Genomic DNA, 17,926 nt, shown 5'->3' on the forward strand with positions numbered 1-17,926 from the left:
GCAATAAAGCTTATTTAGAATTTGTTAAGACTTTATTTTTGGACCATGCCCTTTGAACGATCAGTTTTCAAACAACAGACGTAGCAAACTTGCAAGTAGAATGCTGGAACTGGACAGCGCCATCGATGGTGGTTTGTTCTCAGGTTTCGGCTGGGTACGTGATCTTTATATCCGTTACTCCGCTTTCATGCGCCGTTTCCGTGTTTTGGGCTGGCAACGTATACCTGTAGAGCTTGCTAATGAAGCTCTCACTTGGGGTGCGGTTGGCATGTTGCTTATGTTGGGCTTGGCCCAGCCTGCGATTTTAGCGACCAACACAGATTGGCGCAAACAGGACGACTATTCAGTCACTTTTGTCGATCGTGCAGGCGAAGTTATTGGCAGACGTGGCGTCTTCCAAAACAAGCCGATTGATTTAGAGCGGCTACCAGATCATGTCATAAAAGCAACGCTTGCAACCGAAGACCGACGGTTCTTTTCTCATATTGGCGTGGATATTTTGGGCATTGCCCGTGCTTTTGCCACCAATGTGAAAGCTGGCGGCGTGGTTGAAGGCGGATCAACGATCACACAACAGGTTGCGAAGAACATCTTCTTGAGCAATGAGCGCACCCTTTCACGGAAAGCGAAAGAAGCTTTCTTGGCCCTGTGGCTTGATGCGAATTTGACCAAACAAGAAATCTTAGAACTCTATTTCAACCGTGCCTATTTGGGCGGCGGTGCATTTGGCATTCCGGCGGCGGCTGAATTTTATTTTGATAAAGACTATGCCGATCTAACACTCGCTGAATCAGCAATGCTATCTGGCCTCTTCAAAGCGCCAACCAACTTTGCCCCACACATCAACTTGGCATCGGCTCGCGAAAGAGCCAACGAAGTTTTGACCAATATGGTGCAAGCTGGATTCTTAACGGAAGGGCAAGTTTTGACCGCAAGGCAAAACCCTGCGTCCGCCGTCAATCGCAAACGTGAAGACAGCCCAGACTATTACCTCGATTGGGCTTACCAAGACATCTTGAAAATGAAAATTCAAGAAGACCGTGTTTTAACAGTAGTGACTGGTCTTGATAACTCTCTTCAAAAACACGCTGAACGGACCATCAATCAATATCTCGCTGAAAACGGCAAAGCCTACAACATAACTCAAGGTGCGACTGTCGTTATGACACCTGATGGTTTTGTGAGAGCAATGGTCGGTGGCCGCGATTATGGACAAAGCCAGTTTAACCGTGCGGTCGATGCTCTGCGCTCACCAGGTTCGACCTTCAAGGCCTATGTTTATTCAGCCGCGATGGAAGCAGGCATGACCCCTTCTACCCGCATTGTCGATGGTCCTGTGTGGGTCAAAGGCTGGTCGCCTAAAAACTACACCCGTAGTTATTCTGGCAGCCAAACACTGACCACTGCGTTGGTAAAATCAATCAACACCATCCCAGTCAAGATCGGCTTGCAGCTGGGCGCAAAGAAGATTGTTGAGACAACACACCGCATGGGTGTAACGGCCAAATTGCGCGCGAACCCAAGCTTGCCAATTGGCACGTCAGAAGTCTCCGTCTTGGATATGACAACAGGCTACTCCGTTTTTGCCAACGGTGGTTACAAACCACGGGCGAAAGCTGCCATTCGTATTTACGATTCCAAAGGCGAGCTCATCAGAGACTTCGGCGGCAACCAGCAAAAAGAACGTGTTTTGAAAGCAAGTTCTGTTGCCTCAATGAACGAAATCTTGTCTCAGGTACCAGAATGGGGAACAGGACGCCGCGCTAAACTCGATGACCGCAAAACGGCAGGCAAAACAGGCACCACCCAATCATACCGTGATGCTTGGTTTATTGGCTATACTGGTAATTACGTTTCTGCGGTTTGGTATGGCAATGACAACTACACGCCAACCCGTCGCCTAACAGGTGGCCGCCTTCCTGCGATGACATGGAAAGACATCATGTCTTTTGCTCACCAAGGCGTCGACAAACGCCCAATCCCTTATCTAGGCAAAGATGGGCGTTCTGACATCAAACTGGTGGAATTGGATGCACAGGGTAGCGATGTGAAAATTAAATCGATTGATCAAATCAGAGCTCTGTCTGCAAACTCCACAAAAGTTCTAGAAAATATTGGCCAACTGCTTGAGCAAAAACAAGAGAAAGTCGTCAAAGGCTTTGTGCCATTGAAGAAGGCAGAAGCCGGCAGCCTCAAGACAATAGCAGGTCAATTGTAGGCCTTATACCGTGCGTCACGCCATCACATTCATACTCGTTAGTCTCGCCGCCTGTATCATAGGCATTGGTTCTGCATGGTTTGCTTTGCAGGGTGATTTGAAATTTCAAAAAACTGAAATTGGCCAATGGGATATTTGGTCTAAAGCCGCCGACCCATCAGCGGATCCTTACACAAAAGCCTATCTCGCCAGAGCTGGAAAAACGTGGATGAGCACCACAGAAGGCTTGGCCTTCTTCTCAAGCGAAGACAGCAGGGGCGAGCAATACGCCAGTAATTGTGAATATAAGCTAACAGGTATCATCCCAAGAGGACGACTGTGGACGCTTACCTATTTAGAAACAGGCAAATCAAATAACAGCACGCAACCTGCCTATATCACATCTGAAGATGTCATCTGGAGCGAAGATGAACAGCTAGAAATTTACATCTCTAAGACTGCCCAACCTGGGAACTGGTTACCACTCAATTCAAGGAAACGCTTTTCGCTGATCTTGCGTATCTATGACACGCCATTGACGAGTGACGCCCTTGATGCAGCGATAAAGACCCCGCTTATCGAGAGGGTTAACTGCATATGATGTATCTTTTCAGAATGCTGCTCTTACTCGTTGTTCTTAGTGGCCTCGTTCACATATTTGCAATTCTCGCGACCCCGTTTTTCGCAGACCAAAAAATTTGGCAAAACATCACAGATCAAATTAAGCCCAGACAATTGGTTCCACTTAAGACGAACGAAGACGTTCTCAAGTTACTCGGTCAAGCTGACCCAGCGATGGCTTATGCAATTTGTCGGTTTGATCTTACTGATGGTCCGGTTACGCTGACATCGGATGGCCCAACTGATTTTTGGCAAGTCACAATTTATGACACCGAAAGCACCGTGATCTACAGCCTCCACGATGGCGTATCTCAAACAAAGCAGCTCAACCTTGAAATCAGAAGTTTGAAAACAATTCAAAAGGCACAAAACACGCTTGATGATAACAACATTTCTGAAGCTGCGGGAAAATCACAAGGTGGCCTTCCAGTCCCCTTTACACGGCCTTTGACAAAAGCCGAACTCGCGGTTGCGAAAGCGGAAGCAGAGACGGGTGAAGAAGATGGTTCTGTTGTTAAAACCTTGCTGAAAACCGAACTCGCTTATGTCGTATTCAAAATTTTCAGATCGTCGCGGAGTTTCGCGTCTGCGGTGGAAGAAACGTTAATTACGGCAGAGTGCAAATAGCCTATTTGATAACACCTGCATCATCGCCCCACTTTTTCTTATCCTTAGCCTTTTTGTCATCTTTCAGGTCTTCTAGTGTGATGCGAGAAGATAACAGTTCAGGATTGTCGATAAAGGGCAGTCCGCGTTTTCCGCCTCGCTCAATAAGGTCTTTATACCGCCCCAGCTCGTCAACAGCAATTTGGGCGCGCGGTGAAGGGAATTCCAAAGTCATGCGGGTAATCGCAAACTCATAAGCTTTGTAACGGAATTGAAAACTGCGCAGTGCGAGGTCGATCAATTGTTCATTTTCGAGCAATCTTGCGCGGGTGTTTTTGCGATAAATTGGCTCCAAACCCTCGGTTTCTTCCAAGAATTTCAAGCGTTGGGAATCGATTGCATAGATAACGCGCGCTTGCTCATATAATGGTGCAATGGCGCCTTGATCAGCGCGAATATCAGCAATGATCCGGTTCCAGCGTGCTTCACTTGAGCTAAACCGCTCGATACGGTGCCAAAATAAGTAAGCACGATAGTCTAACTTCTTATTGATCTGCGGAAATACGCGGGTTCGGCGCCCTTCTATCAGGGTTCCTGAAATCCAGTCATTTGTGTGCACTGGTCGAACGATGGTCCACACGACATTTTCAAGTTTTATTTCTTCGTCTGTTCTTGCGAAAAGAGAGACGTTCTCTTTACGCCGAAGGGCAAATAATTTTCCAAAATTTGGTGCGACATGATCATGAGAAACGCTGGGCGCAGCACGGCCGAAATCGCCCGTTGGTCTTGAGCAACCGGTCAACAGGGCGCAAGCAATCGCAGCCCAAAGCAAGCACAAGTGCGCCTTGTGATTGACCGAAATCACACTCATTATTCGCCCTTTTCTATCCAGTTGTACGTTCTAATTGTGCCGGGCAAATGGAGATCGATGAGGTGCCAACATTGATGTGTCGGTGTATTCAACTTGAATGCCAGTAAACAGCAATATTTCCGCGCCCTTCGCAGGAATAGGAACAATAGCGGTGGACTTATCCGCCTGCCGATTTTGCCGATAATCTTCCAGTTTAACTAGTTTATCCATTCCGGACCCCATAGGTAGGTGGTTCGATGCAGGAAAACTCAACACGCTGCTTTACGAGGAATCACAAACCATTTGTTCTGATTTGAGACGCCCCATTAAGACATTAGTAAAGTTAACAGAGCGCTAACGAATTTCTGTCATTTTAAGATCAAAGAGTTCGTAGCGTTTTGGGTGTACCGTGCAACAGGTTAAAAGAAACGAGTTTGATACCTTGGTTCAGGCAGACAATAACAACAGACATCAAGCAGTCTTAAAAGCAGCCAGCGAGCTGTTCGCCAGTAAAGAAGATCCCTCATGGGAAGACGCTTTGCATTTTGAAGAGCTTTGTTTGCGCCTAATGCCCAAGTTAAATCTTCAAGCAAAAAGTGAGATCGCCGAACGTCTAGCTCATTGCTCTGCGCTTCCAAAGACAACGGCATTAACACTTGCCAAAGATGATATAGCAGTGGCCGCCCCCATATTGCACCACTATGCAGGCTTCAATGATACCGACCTTCTAACCATCATAGCCCGTGGAACTGAACTTCATGCTTTGGCAATAGCAGGCCGTCCCAACTTATCAGACGCAGTCATGCTCGTGATTTCAAAAAAAGCGCTACCGACCTTTCAAACGAACATTGATTATGATGAATTGCGTAGCGATCCAACGACGATCGAAGTCACAATCGTAGATAACAGTTCTCAATTAGAACAAAGTGTTGAGCAGGAATCCAACGATGATGTTCATTCTGAAATAACAGCTGTTCCAGAACGTTCAATGACTGACCGTACGATGACTGAACCGTCAGACCATGAAAACAAAGCGCGCCTCGACATAGATGTCGATATGGAACAGACGGCCCAACGCCTTATTGCTGCCACCAAGCCCAAAACAGGAATTTCCTTGTCTGGTAAAGATACCAGCGCTCGCATCTCGGGGCTTGACCGTTTCCTCGCAATGGAACATGCGCATGTTTTAACTCATGTGCACACAGCCGTTGAAAACGCTTCAGATGATAAAGTCAATCCGGCCCTAATCCTAAAGCAGGCCTATCGCAGAGCAGATAGAGCGCGTGACTTCACACAGTTAGCGCGTGAGAAGAATGTCGAGCAATTCGCAGCTTTGTTAACGCGAGAATGCGATCTGCCAGAGGACGACGCCAAGAGCGTGATCAATGATGATCACGGATTTGCACTTGCCATATGTCTCAAATCCCTCGCCCTTCCAAAGCATGTGGCTAACGAAGCATTCTTATTGCTCAACCCAAAGCTCGGCAAAGACCAAGAACAAATCTATCTACTAAATTGGTTTTATGGCCAAATCACTCCGATGGCTGCCCATAGTGTCATCGAAGAATGGCATCCTGCCATGAAAACGCCCGGATCCGTTGAACACAAGCCTGTTTATTCTGGAAAATCTCGCACGGAAAAGGCCCAAGGGGGCTTTGCGAAGAGCACGCCGACCAAAATCGAAGATACAGTTCAACGATCTGTCGTCAGACGTTAAACGCTGCTTTTACTCAACCACCAGTATTAAGCCGTGCTCACCAGTGCGGCTTTCACGTTCAACGATCCATAGGTCGGGATCAAAACGCTGTTCTTTACTGAGTTGCACATCTAAGTCTTCCTGCGTGGCCGCAGATAAGAGCGCATAGAAAACACGTTCATTCACATCATGTTTTTCATCAAGCAAAGATTGCGGTGCTGGACCATAAAGGTCATTCGTTCCGTCGAGCCGATTGATGATCACAAAAACTGCACCACCATGAGATGCGCCACGCTTTGAAAGAGCGGCAAAATCACCATCGGCCTGGCATTGCCGGACATAGGCGCTTACCCAAAATTCAGAGCTCAACCGCATTATAATTAAAGCTCAGTGAGCTTCGACAATTCGTCCAAAAGTGCAGTCGTGATCGTGCCGTCTGCATCAAGACCATGCTTCTTTTTGAAGTTCAAAACAGCTTCACGCGTGATTGGGCCGACAACCCCATCTGCTGTCACATCATTGTAACCGAGCCTAGCTAGCGCTTCTTGAATTTGCTTGATCATGAGCGGGTCACTAATCACCTCAGACTTCGCCTTGATAATGCTTGGTGCTGAAGAAGCTATACCCGAAGCCTTATTTTGGTCGGCGATCTTTTGACGAGCAGCAACATGGTAGCCTTCGTCTGGTCTGGAAAGTCGAATATGTTCCAGCAATTGCTTGCTTGGCTCATTTGTCACAGGTTCATTGTTTGCCCGCTGATACAGACCGATCGAAGCACGTGTTCTGGCACCGATCAAACCATCAATCTCTGAATCGAAATAACCCCGAGCAGTAAGATGAGCCTGTATTTCTCGCACAACAGGATCTGCAATATCTTGATCGCCGGCTTGTTCCAAAACGATCTCGCTGGTTTGCGATGGCACAGGTTCTGCTGCGGCAACTTGTTGTTGAGTGCTTGCGCCAAAGATTGGCGCTGGATGCTTACCTTCTTGCAAAAATAGAGTGTTGATGCTGGCTGCACCCACCAACGCACATACAGATATGCCAACTGCTAGCTCACGTTGGTTTGAAAGAGCAAACCTTGTAAACCGCGTGACTAGGATCTGAACCAATGACGCCCCTTCATCATACGCACGAGCTTCTGTCGTTGCTGCTTGATGTGTAGGGCGCTCACCACGTTGTGGCTCTGCGCCAAGATCTGCAAGAAAATCTTTGTTTTTATTCATGGTCTTTCCTTAGGCTGTTTTATAAGCCTTTTCTTGTATCAACGTTTCAAGATCAGATAGATCTGGTAACTTTGACATTGGAGAAAAGGCTTCAACAGTATTCGAATCCGCTTCACAATCCAGCGGAATAAACACTGTTACACACGTCCCCTCGCCCAGTTCACTTTCAAATTCTACGCGTCCTTTGTGAAGTTCAGTCAAACCCTTCACCACAGACACACCAAGCCCCGTGCCTTCATAACGTCTGTCATGCGCACTATCGGCTTGGAAGAATGGTTGTCCAATCCGCTTAAGATCAGCTTTGTTCATGCCAATGCCCGTGTCGCGAACGAAATAGGCAAGATTGTCCCCTTCAACGCGAACACCAACTGTCACAGTGTCTTTCTTGTCTGAGAACTTCAGAGCATTAGATATCAAGTTGATCAAAATCTGACGACACGCTCGCGAATCCGCGATTGCCTCAGGCAGATCTTCAGGGATCGTCGACACCAAATTGATTTCACGCATATCAGCTTGCTGGCTCATGATGCCTGTGCATGACCTGACAAGTTTCTCAACATTAAACGGTTCAGGAACAATATCGAAGGTGCCGCTTTCAATCTTGGACATATCCAAAATATCAGTCACAATTTGTAGCAAATGGCTGCCTGAATCGTGGATTAAGTTCACGTATTCACTCTGTTTCTCGTTTTGTAGCTTGCCAAATAGCTCTTGTTGCAAAATTTCAGAAAAGCCAATAATCGCATTAAGAGGAGTGCGCAGTTCATGGCTCATATTGGCCAAGAAGCGTGTCTTCGCATCACTTAATTGCTGCAATTCCGCGTGTGCTTCTTCAAGCGCATTCTGCTGGGCATGTCTTTCACTAATATCGCGAGTGGTCGCGACTATACCTGTAACCGTTTCATGCTCATCCCAAATCGGACGACACCGCATTTCCATCCAACTAAAATCATGGTCGCGGCAAGTCGATGAATTCATTTCAATGCAGCCACTACGAAGAACAGACGTGCGAAGACGAAATTCCGCTTTAAGTGGCAACCCTCTCGCGACAACATCTGATAAGAGCTTCAAATAGGCCGGACGATCGGCAATATGCACACGATCAAAAAGGCCCTTGTTACAAACATCAAACGGGGCAACGCCAAGCAATGTCTTGGCTGCTGGTGAGGCAAACACGATTTCACCAGTGCTATTATGCTGGGTAATCAGGTCGGTCGTGTTATTTGCCAACAAACGATAACGTTCTTGGTTGATACTTAAACGCTGTTGACTAGCGGAATAAGCTGTCTGAACACGGAAAGTGAGAGCTGCTACATATAAGATGAGTGCAAGAGGCCCAACGAAGACACCAAATTGAGAAGAACTTGCAACAACTTCATAAGCGCTGAACCAATTAGCCTTAGTTCCAAGAAACAAGACCGTCAAAGCCACGACCAAAGGCACTAGAGAGTAGATAATCACCCATCTACGCTTGCCCAATGCAGCCTCTGCAGGAATAACGAGCAGCCACACCAAGGCAAAAGACTGGGTACCACCAGTAAACGCACATATTGTAGCAATTAATCCAGTAAGCGTTGTTGCAGATACCAAAAAGGCCAGCTCAAGCGATCGCGAGCGAACCAATACCAATGCCGATGCAAGGGGACCAAGCAACCACACAAAGATAATTGCCATCTCAAAAGTGAGCGCTCCACTCCACAATATCCAAATCGGAAATGCGAGGAGGGCAAAAACGCTAGATACAATCTGGGTTACTAAAAACTGTCGCTCTAATTGCGGCCAGTCTTGCTCACCAAACAGTTCACTAGAAAATAAATCTTCTGATACTCGAAAGAACACGCGCCTTAGACCCTGTTATAGCCCCTTTTGGGCTTTTGTTATTTAAACAGCATCTCACGGGGTATTAAAAAAACCGCTAAAATGAACAGCGCTTAAGCTCGTTAAATCGAAAAAATCGCGAAAAATGCGGTTTATTTCATGCTTTCATTCAACATGGTTGCTAATCCCTTAACAAAAAATCGACCACGGAAAACCCTAAATTCAAAATAATAATCAATTATATCAACGGCTTAATTCAACAGCCCAATATTTACTCGCACAATTTCAAACAATTACAATTTTATTCAAATTTGTAGACAGTTTACCTCAAAACCAACCACCAATCTCCATTTGATCTTGAAACACTAGCGCTATGGTCAGTTCAACGCTGTGGGAAAAAAGCGATCTTTGGGGAATTTAAAATGATCATGTTCTTAATCAGAACCGTATTTTGGGTAAGTTTAATTGTGCTGATATTGCCGATTGATAAATCCAAAACAGACGCAACTGTTACACAAGTCGTTTCGACTGCTGGTGCAATTGAAATTGCCAGTGGAGCGATTTCTGACCTTGCAAGTTTTTGTGGCCGCAACCCAGAGACTTGCGAAAAAGGCCGTGACTTCGCCAATGCGTTCGGTGTGAAGGCTGTATATGCATCAGGTTTGCTTTACAAATTTCTCGATGAACAATTTGCGGAGAAATCAGTAGAAGCAGCAGCAGTATCAAAAAACCAAACCTCTTAGAGAACTTAAAGGTCTTTGGAAGCAATTCTGCCTCTCGTGAGGTTGTGCTTGGCAACGCTGCATGATAGCCGAGAGTGTGCATTCTAAAACGAGCTGGATACGCCTCTTATGGACTTAGAAACGATCTTAGATAACTTTGAGTTTCTCGATGATTGGGAAGACAAGTATCGCTATGTCATTGAACTAGGGCGCACGATGCCTGAGTTTCCAGCAGAACATCAAACAGCCGAACATAAGATAGAAGGATGTGTTAGCCAGGTTTGGCTGATCAAAACCATATCCGATGCCCCAAGTGATCCCAGCATCACCTATCAAGGAGATAGCGACGCCCATATTGTGAAGGGGCTGGTTGCAATCGTTCTCGCTGCATTATCTGGTAAAAGAGCGAGTGAAATTAAATCCTTCGATACTGATGCCTTGTTTAAACAAATTGGCCTCAATGAACATTTAACCCCACAACGCTCGAATGGCTTGAACTCGATGGTACAGCGGATCAAAGCTGATGCTGCATCCGCATTGGCGTGAATGCATTAGCACTCTCGCATTCTTAAACACCGACTATTAAAGCTTATCCCCTCAGCTCAATTGGTAAGGCCATAATGTACCGCGAGCTGATTGAGCGCTACACCCAAAACCACCTTTGCCGATCGAACCGGCCATTGCCGTTCACGTTCAATAAGTTCTAGTCCTTTCAAATAGCAGCAAACATCTAGCAATAAAGTGCCAAGCTCTGGCCCGACGGTGGCCATTGCTTGCTCGGTCCTTTGCTTTGCAGCAATCGATCCTGTCATGGCACTTGAGGCGGCGTCACGATAGCCACCGCCATCTACTTTCGGGCCAAGCGTCATTCCAAGTTTTGGGCTCATTCGTGATGCTTCAAAATCTCGCCGAAGACACTCGCCCGCCTCAAACTGTATTTTAGATAGCAAGCGTCCGCCCGACCTGCCGCGACGATGATACAACCGAGCCAATGGACTTTCATTTTGGTTGATAGATACTTTTTCGCCAGCATCAATCTCGCCAACAACAACACTTTGGTGTTGTCGTTGATAGGCGATGCCTTCATCGCACCGTCCCCGTTTCAAAAAATTCACCCCCTCTTTGGTAATAGAATAACCATGAGGTGGCTTTTTCTCGATCAATGCGTTGGCAAACAATTTATCCAGCAACACTTCGTCTTGTTTTAGTGCCTCGGCAACACCGCTATTCACACCCACACTCTTGGATGAACCAGCGATTAAACGTAATAATTTGATGGACCGTTTTTCAAGATCGCTCATTTTTCTACCCCCGATGCTATACCAACGGTGCGGTGATGCGCGATTTGCAACCACTCTTCGACTGCTCGTTCCAAACAATTGATCAAAAAATCAACTTGCTCGTCATCTCTTCTATCTTCGATTAAACGACAAGCGTGACCAACGGTCGTTCTATCCCGTTGAAAGACTCTCCCGACTTCTCCAAGGTTTAGTCCAAGACGCACATGAGCGATGTACATTGCTATCTGCCGCGCAAACGCAATATCAGCTTGCTTTCTTGTTCTTGATTCCAAATCGCAAGACCGGATACCAAATGCCTTGGCGGTAGAGTACTTTATGAAATCACAAGTGCCTCTGCCCTTTGCGTAAAACAAATTAAATGGCTCAACATCAACTAATTCTACGATACTTTGATCATGCCGCATATTATTTTCCCCAAATTAATGCATCATTTTTATTTTTTATTGATGCATGGGGAGTATTTTAAATTTTATCACCAATTTTAGGTTTACGACAAATAAATGATCATTTTTATTTTAAAAATCTTATAACTTTTTATAAATAAATTTGACGATCGATCATTTTCGTTTTTGGCCTAATCCCATTTTCATCGCGAGCTTTGATCGTTCGGCGGCATAATTTGGCGCCACCATTGGATAGTCGGACGGAAGTTGCCATTTCAACCGATATTCTTCAGGAGATAGATTGTATTTTGACCGCAAGTGTCGTTTTAACGACTTGAATTTCTGCCCATCTTCCAAACAAATCAAATAGTCTGGCTTGATTGATCGCTTTTTAGATACCGCAGGTTTCTGCGGTTCCTGCATCGTATCTATTTTAGGTCCAGAAATAGCGACAAGTGTAGAGTGTATTTGGCTTATTAAGCTTGGCAGATCTTCAACTGTAACAGAGTTATTTGTTACATAAGAACAAATAATATCCGATGTAAGATCAACAATATCGTTATTTTGATTAGGTTTGAATACCTCTTTTTCATCCAAATTATTCAAAGTATATCCCTAGCCAGATTCTTGTATTTATATTTGATGTTTTTATTGAGCAAAGAATATGAATCAAACGCTCAACCATTTCAAATATACATATAAGTCCGGATAAATCTACCTAGAGTTGTAATAAATTTTACTCAATTCTAGTTTACCACGTAAAGTAGACCAACAAATTCAGGCCGAGTAATACCGTCGTCCAAAAAGCCATCACGCCTGTAGACCACGTCTCAGAAAAGACACCTTTGGGTCCGTGTAATTTTAGGATCAAGTTCACAGCAGACTTAGAAACCCCAGTGCATAAACTCACGAGGGAGGCCCACAAACCAGCCGTCACGCCGTCAAAAATACGGGCTACTGCTTTACCAAAGCTGCGATAGAACCAATCAAAGTCTAGCGTAATTGTAAGTGTCCGCTTCAACATTGGTAAAAGCACAAAGAAGGCAAGGCCAGAGAACAGCAAGAGCTGAAGTTGGAAGACGATGTGCGCACCTGTGTAAGGGACATAATCAACTTGGTGCGGCAACAAGCTATAAAGCATATCAGGGAACACACCGATCAAAATACAGGCGGCAGAAAGCAGCACCATTGACCACAGCATGGTCTTCGGTGGCTCACTTGGGCGCATGCCACTGTCTTTTTGGAAGAACACAAACCAAGGGAATTTAATACCCGCATGAAGGAACACACCAGCAGAAGCGGCAGCAAGTAAATACCAGACAAAGCCTAAGTGTGCGTCTGCTGCGCCCTGAGAGATGACTGACTTGGCAACAAAGCCAGAAGTAAACGGGAAGGCCGAGATCGCTAAGGCGCCGATTGTACCGCAGATCATGGTAATCGGCATGGTGCGGAACAATCCGCCCAAGTCCGTACACTTGTGCTTACCGGTTTGGTAGAGGACCGCACCAGCGGACATCAATAACAACGCCTTATAGATAATGTGGACGAAAGCGTGAGCGGCGGCACCATTGAGCGACATTTCGCTACCGATACCGATACCAACAATCATAAAGCCAACTTGGTTGATGATTGAATAGGCCAAAATGCGGCGCATATCGTTTTCTAAGATCGCATAGACGATGCCGTAGAAGACCATATAGAGGCCGATATAGATCAAGATTTCTGTGCCTGGGAAAGTCCGCATCAACACGTAGACTGCCGTCTTCGTGGTGAAAGCTGAAAGGAAAACGGTGCCAGACCAAGAAGCTTCGGGATAAGCGTCAGGTAGCCATGCAGAAAATGGCGGTGCACCTGCGTTGATTAAGAAGCCACCGAGGATCAACCAACGTGACCAAGAGTTTGCTTCCATCACGTCAAAGGCAATGGAGCCTGTCGTCGCAACTTCTCCTGCAATGCCTGCCATAAGCAGAACGCCACCTAAGAAGTGCACAACCGCATAGCGTTGCCCTGCCGCTTTCGCCCCTGCCCCACCGGACCAGACCACTATTGTGGAGGCGATTGCCATGATTTCCCAGAAGATGAAGACGGTAATCAAGTCACCTGCAAAGACCACACTAATGGCCGACCCTGCATAAACGAAGGCTGCTGAAAGCTCGCGCGTTTTAGATTGACTGATGGCGTATAAACCACCGGCTGCTGCCATGAGCGAAAAGACTGTAGCAAACAGGCGTGATAATTCATCTGCCCGAACAAGCACCAGTTCGTAACCGAGATAGCTCGCCTTTACGACATTTCCATCTGGCAAAGACCAAACACTGACTAAGACCAACAGCGGGCCAAGCACCAAGGCAATGCTACGCCACGTATCTTTAAGCAGCGGAAGCAGCAGACCTATGAGAATGAGGATGAGACCAGGTGGAAGGAGTGTATCACTCATCATAATATGTATCCGGACGTTTCAGGATCAAGCCAACCAGCTTAGATCCTACCACTAGAACAACGCAGCTTATAAAGCCGTACCACGCGCCAAAACCAAAGGTTCCATCAAGGCCAAAATAGCTGTGATGATGAACAAGAAAATCGCCAAGCACCAAGAGTGCCAAGATGATGATGGACCAAATCCATATCAATCGGATTGTTCTTGGACGCACAAGCCAGTGGTCGCTATCTGGTTTTTGTTCACTCATATCAAAGCCCAACCATTTTGGATGCTAGGTCAAAGGCAACGCCTGGGAACAAGAACAGAAGTATTGTCCCGATCGCCGTTGCGGAGATTGCGATTAAAATGCCAAGAGGTGCCTCGCCGTGGTCCCCTTCAACGTCCGGCTTCATCAAGAAAGCACGGTACAAAATTGGCAGGAAGTAACCAGCGTTCAACATGGTGGAAACCACGATTACGCCAACAGCAAACCACTGCCCTGTCGAAACAGCGCCTGAAAGCATAAACCACTTGCCAAGGAAGCCAGCGGTTGGCGGCAGGCCGATCATAGAAAGCGCGCCTACAGCAAAGGCTGCCATGGTAATTGGCATCTTCCAACCAATGCCATTTAGTTGGCTCACCTCTGTTTTATGAGCAGCGGTGTAAATTGAACCAGCTGCAAAGAAGAGTGTAATCTTAGAGACTGCGTGCGCTGCAATGTGCATGGCCGCACCAATCATCGAGATCGGCGCTAAGATGGCCGCAGCAAGCACCACATAGGAGAGCTGACTAACCGTTGAATAGGCAAGTCGTTTTTTGATGTTGTCCTGACGGATAGCAACCAATGATGCGGCAACAACAGTAAAGCCTGCTGCATAGAGCAACCAGTCGCCTGCCCCTGTCTCTTTTAAAAGATCAATGCCGAAGACATAGACGATCACTTTAACAACGGTGAACACGCCAGCTTTCACAACCGCCACAGCATGGAGCAAGGCGGATACAGGCGTTGGTGCGACCATTGCGGCTGGAAGCCAGAAATGGAACGGCATGAGGGCCGCCTTACCAATGCCGAACATGAAGAGCAGCATGAGGACCAGAAGCACGCCAGATGAAGCTTTGCCGTCTAAGATGCCACCAACAGTGAAGTCCATTGTTCCAGCAAGGAAGCCAGTCCAGATGATTGCAGGCAGGAGCAACAACATTGATGTGCCAAGCAGGATCAAAAGGTAGAGGCGTCCGCCCTTCTTCGCATCATCATTGCCCTTATGTGTCACCAGCGGATAAGTCGCGAGTGTCAAAATTTCGTAGAACAAGAACAGCGTAAAGAGGTTTGCAGAAAACGCGATGCCCATGACACCGAAAATAGAAACCGCAAAACAGATATAAAACTGTGTTTGGCGAGGCTCGTTATTGCCACGCATATAGCCGATTGAATAGATCGAATTGATGATCCACAAAATCGAAGCAATCAGCGCGAACAACATGCCCAATGGTTCAACATTAAAGGCGATATCAAGGCCCGGTAGAACTTGGAACGGTCCAACAGCTGGCACTTGTCCGCCTTGGAAATAATCATAAACGTTGATCACTTCAAACAGCAGGACAATGGCTGTAACAATTGTGATGCCTTCGCGCATGTTTGGGTAACGCGAGAAAACAAGGATACCGACAGCGGCCAATAAAGGCAGCAAGATCGTAAAGAGTAAAAGGCTATCCATCGTCATCATTGGGCAGCCCCTCCCATGCCAGAAAGAAACACATCAGCAGCCTTTGCAGCCGTTTCTGCGGTGTATTCCGCATCAATACCGAAGTAGAAACAAGCAATCACGAGCAAGACCATTGGAACCAACATCATGAATGGTGGCTCCTGAGTGGTCATAACGCGCGCGCTTGGCTCTCTGAAATAGGCAACTTCAACAACCCGACCGACATAGACCACAGCCAAGAGCGATGAGCCCATAATGGCAAAGGCAAGCCAGCCTTGTCCTGATTCAAAGGATGCAAGCGCCAAGTACCATTTGGATACGAAGCCAACAGTGCCAGGGACACCAATGAGGCTGAGACCAGCAAGGACAAACAGCGCCATCGTAATTGGCATTTTGCGACCGATACCCGCCATATCATCAAGCTTCACGGAACCAAGCCGCAACATAATCGCGCCGGTGCACATGAAGAGCGCACCCTTCATAACCGCGTGGTTCAACAGGTGAACCAAACCGCCTGTGAGACCAAGCTTAGAGCCGAATGAAACGCCAAGGGTTATATAACCAATTTGCGCAACAGACGAGAATGCCAACATGCGTTCAACGTTCTTTTGCGTACAGGCCACGAAGGACGCGATGAACATGGCAAGAAGCGACAAGCCAACGATGATAGAAACGGACGGTGAACTGCCAAAATCTACAACCGGAGCATAGATTGAATAAGCGAAGCGGACCAACAAATAGATCGCGACTTTTGTTGCTGTCGATGCCAAGAACACAGTCGCCATGGACGGTGCATAAGCATAGGCATTTGGTAGCCACTTATGAAGTGGGAAGAGCGCAATCTTGAGGCTAAGGCCAACAGTAATGAAGGCAAGGGCTGCAAAGACTGGTCTTGTCTCTTCAACGTCTTTCAGCCGCTCTGCCATATCAGCAAAGTTCAAAGTGCCTGTCATCGCAAACAAGATACCAACGCCAATCACATAGAGCGTTGCACCAATCGTGCCCATAACGAGATACTGGTAAGCAGCAATCAGAGCACGGCGGTCACGACCCATTGCAATCATTGCGTAGGTTGAAAGAGATGACACTTCAAGAAACACGAAGGCGTTGAAAGCGTCGCCTGTGACGGCGATGCCGAGAAGACCGCAAAGGCACAACAAATACATGGTGTAAAACCACGGTCTGTTATGATCTGCAATATCTTCTTCTACGACACGCTTTGCGTATAAAAGCGCGAAGGTTGCCATGACGGAAACGATAAGAAGAACGAAGGCATTGGCCACATCAACACGGTATTCAATACCGTATGGTGGTTCCCAACCGCCGAGGGCATAAGAGATAACGCCCGCCTTATAAACTTCATGCAGAAGCAGGCCTGCAAGGACTGGCATGATAAGGCTGATAACAAGAGAAATGAACCAAGCCAAATTGCTGCTGCGTGTCATCGCAACGACGGCTGCGCCAATCATTGGGACTGCAACAAGTAGAATTGGCAAATGTTCCATCACAGAAAAAGCCGCTGTTGCGTGGGATGCGTCGGCACTCATTCGCCACCTCCCATGCCCTGATGAGCATCTTCTTCATCAGCAATGCCACCCTTGCCGAAGAGGTCATCTTCTTCAATTGTGCCATAGGCTTCATTAATACGAACAACAAGCGCCAGACCAAGACCTAGCGTTGCAACACCCACCACGATCGCAGTTAGGATCAAGACGTGCGGCAATGGGTTTGAATAAACTTCATAGCCTTCACCGATAATCGGCGGTGTTCCGCCAAGAATTTTACCGGGTGACAGATAGAGCAAATAAACCGAGGTTTGGAACAGGCCAAGACCGATCAGCTTCTTCACCATATTGCCTCTGGCCACGACGATATAAAGACCGCACGACATCAAGAAGATGGTGATGAAATAGTTATAATTGGTGACGATATCTTCAATCATCTTTCAGACGTCCCCGTCCTGCAAAGGCATAAAAAATTGAGATGATGGTGCCTGCAACTGTTGTGAGCACGCCCACCTCAATCCACAAAACACCGCGCTCTTGCCCGTGGTAATTGTTCTTTGTTGGGTCGTAGTGACCATCCAAAACATCATAGCCAAGGAAGTTTTCGCCGAGCATCAACGTGATGACACCAACACCAGCATAGATCAAAACGCCAAGCGGCATCATGATTTCAGCAAGGCGCGGCGTTACGATTTTCTGGGTTGGGTAAAGGCCGAACACCAAGGCATGAAACACGACTGCAGCGCCAATAATCACGCCAGCTTGGAACCCTCCACCGGGACTAAAGTCACCGTGGAAATGCACGTAAAGCGCAAACATCAACATAAAGGGCAGCATCATCTTTGTGACAATGCGCAGGATCACATCAAGACGCAT

20 protein-coding genes are annotated in these 17,926 nt (G+C 46.9%); 6 read left to right on the forward strand and 14 right to left on the reverse strand.

The window, feature by feature from the left end; genetic code table 11:
- Positions 1–52 precede the first annotated feature (52 nt).
- The 3 genes from ABJO30_11265 to ABJO30_11275 are packed head-to-tail and all read left to right on the forward strand — an operon-like array spanning position 53 to position 3,445.
- Entirely contained in the window at positions 53–2,218 is a 2,166-nt protein-coding gene (locus ABJO30_11265; protein MEP3233396.1) for a PBP1A family penicillin-binding protein, read from the forward strand.
- 10 nt (positions 2,219–2,228) lie between these two features.
- Positions 2,229–2,798 carry a DUF1214 domain-containing protein gene (locus ABJO30_11270; GenBank protein ID MEP3233397.1) on the forward strand — a complete coding sequence of 190 codons (570 nt, stop codon included), beginning with the start codon at positions 2,229–2,231 and terminating at the stop codon, positions 2,796–2,798.
- Positions 2,795–3,445, forward strand: coding sequence for a hypothetical protein (locus tag ABJO30_11275; GenBank protein MEP3233398.1), 651 nt, complete (start codon positions 2,795–2,797; stop codon positions 3,443–3,445). The genes ABJO30_11270 and ABJO30_11275 overlap by 4 nt, the downstream gene beginning before the upstream one ends.
- A 1-nt stretch (position 3,446) precedes the next feature.
- On the opposite strand, the gene ABJO30_11280 is transcribed toward ABJO30_11275, so the two are convergent.
- Positions 3,447–4,295 carry a hypothetical protein gene (locus ABJO30_11280; protein ID MEP3233399.1) on the reverse strand — a complete coding sequence of 283 codons (849 nt, stop codon included), beginning with the start codon at positions 4,293–4,295 and terminating at the stop codon, positions 3,447–3,449.
- Between the two features lie 30 nt (positions 4,296–4,325).
- Positions 4,326–4,505, reverse strand: a complete 180-nt coding sequence (locus ABJO30_11285) for a hypothetical protein (protein MEP3233400.1) — start codon at positions 4,503–4,505, stop codon at positions 4,326–4,328.
- A 178-nt stretch (positions 4,506–4,683) separates the two neighbouring features.
- Between ABJO30_11285 and ABJO30_11290 the strand changes: the two genes are divergently transcribed.
- Positions 4,684–5,991, forward strand: coding sequence for a DUF2336 domain-containing protein (locus ABJO30_11290; protein MEP3233401.1), 1,308 nt, complete (start codon positions 4,684–4,686; stop codon positions 5,989–5,991).
- Positions 5,992–6,000: 9 nt separating this feature from the next.
- Here ABJO30_11290 and ABJO30_11295 read toward each other — a convergent pair whose 3' ends face one another.
- From ABJO30_11295 to ABJO30_11305, 3 genes are read right to left on the reverse strand one after another with little or no spacing between them, the layout of a single operon-like run.
- Positions 6,001–6,345 carry a DUF1491 family protein gene (locus ABJO30_11295; protein ID MEP3233402.1) on the reverse strand — a complete coding sequence of 115 codons (345 nt, stop codon included), beginning with the start codon at positions 6,343–6,345 and terminating at the stop codon, positions 6,001–6,003.
- Between the two features lie 5 nt (positions 6,346–6,350).
- Positions 6,351–7,196, reverse strand: a complete 846-nt coding sequence (locus ABJO30_11300) for a peptidoglycan-binding domain-containing protein (protein ID MEP3233403.1) — start codon at positions 7,194–7,196, stop codon at positions 6,351–6,353.
- Positions 7,197–7,205: 9 nt separating this feature from the next.
- Positions 7,206–8,870 (reverse strand): PAS domain-containing sensor histidine kinase, encoded by a 1,665-nt coding sequence (locus ABJO30_11305; protein MEP3233404.1) that lies wholly within the window; start codon positions 8,868–8,870, stop codon positions 7,206–7,208.
- 566 nt (positions 8,871–9,436) lie between these two features.
- On the opposite strand from ABJO30_11305, the gene ABJO30_11310 reads away from it, so the two are divergent.
- Together ABJO30_11310 and ABJO30_11315 are read left to right on the forward strand one after the other, a co-directional pair.
- Complete coding sequence (locus tag ABJO30_11310; GenBank protein MEP3233405.1) at positions 9,437–9,757, forward strand: DUF5330 domain-containing protein; 321 nt, start codon at positions 9,437–9,439, stop codon at positions 9,755–9,757.
- A gap of 108 nt (positions 9,758–9,865) precedes the next feature.
- A complete protein-coding gene (locus ABJO30_11315) occupies positions 9,866–10,282 on the forward strand; it encodes a SufE family protein (protein MEP3233406.1) in 417 nt (138 codons plus the stop codon).
- A gap of 56 nt (positions 10,283–10,338) precedes the next feature.
- Here the strand turns inward: ABJO30_11315 and ABJO30_11320 are convergent, their stop codons facing one another.
- The 9 genes from ABJO30_11320 to ABJO30_11360 all read right to left on the reverse strand — a co-directional run bounded on the left by ABJO30_11320 (position 10,339) and on the right by ABJO30_11360 (position 17,926).
- Entirely contained in the window at positions 10,339–11,037 is a 699-nt protein-coding gene (locus ABJO30_11320; GenBank protein ID MEP3233407.1) for a DUF6456 domain-containing protein, read from the reverse strand.
- On the reverse strand, positions 11,034–11,441 hold the full coding sequence (locus ABJO30_11325; protein ID MEP3233408.1) for a helix-turn-helix domain-containing protein: 408 nt from the start codon (positions 11,439–11,441) through the stop codon (positions 11,034–11,036). Before ABJO30_11325 ends, ABJO30_11320 begins: the two co-directional genes overlap by 4 nt.
- A gap of 153 nt (positions 11,442–11,594) precedes the next feature.
- Entirely contained in the window at positions 11,595–12,026 is a 432-nt protein-coding gene (locus tag ABJO30_11330; protein ID MEP3233409.1) for a MucR family transcriptional regulator, read from the reverse strand.
- A 145-nt stretch (positions 12,027–12,171) separates the two neighbouring features.
- The gene (locus ABJO30_11335; protein MEP3233410.1) at positions 12,172–13,860 is read right to left on the reverse strand and encodes a Na(+)/H(+) antiporter subunit D; all 1,689 of its coding nucleotides are present in this window, start codon (positions 13,858–13,860) and stop codon (positions 12,172–12,174) included.
- Positions 13,850–14,107, reverse strand: coding sequence for a hypothetical protein (locus ABJO30_11340; protein ID MEP3233411.1), 258 nt, complete (start codon positions 14,105–14,107; stop codon positions 13,850–13,852). Before ABJO30_11340 ends, ABJO30_11335 begins: the two co-directional genes overlap by 11 nt.
- A 1-nt stretch (position 14,108) precedes the next feature.
- Complete coding sequence (locus ABJO30_11345; protein ID MEP3233412.1) at positions 14,109–15,566, reverse strand: monovalent cation/H+ antiporter subunit D family protein; 1,458 nt, start codon at positions 15,564–15,566, stop codon at positions 14,109–14,111.
- Complete coding sequence (locus tag ABJO30_11350) at positions 15,563–17,092, reverse strand: monovalent cation/H+ antiporter subunit D family protein (GenBank protein ID MEP3233413.1); 1,530 nt, start codon at positions 17,090–17,092, stop codon at positions 15,563–15,565. The genes ABJO30_11345 and ABJO30_11350 overlap by 4 nt, the downstream gene beginning before the upstream one ends.
- On the reverse strand, positions 17,089–17,487 hold the full coding sequence (locus tag ABJO30_11355) for a cation:proton antiporter subunit C (GenBank protein MEP3233414.1): 399 nt from the start codon (positions 17,485–17,487) through the stop codon (positions 17,089–17,091). The genes ABJO30_11350 and ABJO30_11355 overlap by 4 nt, the downstream gene beginning before the upstream one ends.
- Positions 17,480–17,926, reverse strand: a complete 447-nt coding sequence (locus ABJO30_11360; protein MEP3233415.1) for a Na(+)/H(+) antiporter subunit B — start codon at positions 17,924–17,926, stop codon at positions 17,480–17,482. The genes ABJO30_11355 and ABJO30_11360 overlap by 8 nt, the downstream gene beginning before the upstream one ends.

The organism is Hyphomicrobiales bacterium (assembly GCA_039973685.1).
Classification (GTDB): Bacteria; Pseudomonadota; Alphaproteobacteria; order Rhizobiales; family JACESI01; genus JACESI01.

Excerpts from the sequence above, each read along its gene's own strand:
- ABJO30_11275 (MEP3233398.1), top strand. The coding sequence starts at position 2,795 with ATGATGTATCTTTTCAGAATGCTGCTCTTACTCGTTGTTCTTAGTGGC.
- ABJO30_11280 (MEP3233399.1), bottom strand. The coding sequence starts at position 4,295 with ATGAGTGTGATTTCGGTCAATCACAAGGCGCACTTGTGCTTGCTTTGG.
- ABJO30_11285 (MEP3233400.1), bottom strand. The coding sequence starts at position 4,505 with ATGGATAAACTAGTTAAACTGGAAGATTATCGGCAAAATCGGCAGGCG.
- ABJO30_11295 (MEP3233402.1), bottom strand. The coding sequence starts at position 6,345 with ATGCGGTTGAGCTCTGAATTTTGGGTAAGCGCCTATGTCCGGCAATGC.
- ABJO30_11300 (MEP3233403.1), bottom strand. The coding sequence starts at position 7,196 with ATGAATAAAAACAAAGATTTTCTTGCAGATCTTGGCGCAGAGCCACAA.
- ABJO30_11305 (MEP3233404.1), bottom strand. The coding sequence starts at position 8,870 with ATGGCAATTATCTTTGTGTGGTTGCTTGGTCCCCTTGCATCGGCATTG.
- ABJO30_11310 (MEP3233405.1), top strand. The coding sequence starts at position 9,437 with ATGATCATGTTCTTAATCAGAACCGTATTTTGGGTAAGTTTAATTGTG.
- ABJO30_11315 (MEP3233406.1), top strand. The coding sequence starts at position 9,866 with ATGGACTTAGAAACGATCTTAGATAACTTTGAGTTTCTCGATGATTGG.
- ABJO30_11320 (MEP3233407.1), bottom strand. The coding sequence starts at position 11,037 with ATGAGCGATCTTGAAAAACGGTCCATCAAATTATTACGTTTAATCGCT.
- ABJO30_11325 (MEP3233408.1), bottom strand. The coding sequence starts at position 11,441 with ATGCGGCATGATCAAAGTATCGTAGAATTAGTTGATGTTGAGCCATTT.
- ABJO30_11335 (MEP3233410.1), bottom strand. The coding sequence starts at position 13,860 with ATGATGAGTGATACACTCCTTCCACCTGGTCTCATCCTCATTCTCATA.
- ABJO30_11340 (MEP3233411.1), bottom strand. The coding sequence starts at position 14,107 with ATGAGTGAACAAAAACCAGATAGCGACCACTGGCTTGTGCGTCCAAGA.
- ABJO30_11345 (MEP3233412.1), bottom strand. The coding sequence starts at position 15,566 with ATGATGACGATGGATAGCCTTTTACTCTTTACGATCTTGCTGCCTTTA.
- ABJO30_11350 (MEP3233413.1), bottom strand. The coding sequence starts at position 17,092 with ATGAGTGCCGACGCATCCCACGCAACAGCGGCTTTTTCTGTGATGGAA.
- ABJO30_11355 (MEP3233414.1), bottom strand. The coding sequence starts at position 17,487 with ATGATTGAAGATATCGTCACCAATTATAACTATTTCATCACCATCTTC.
- ABJO30_11360 (MEP3233415.1), bottom strand. The coding sequence starts at position 17,926 with ATGCGTCTTGATGTGATCCTGCGCATTGTCACAAAGATGATGCTGCCC.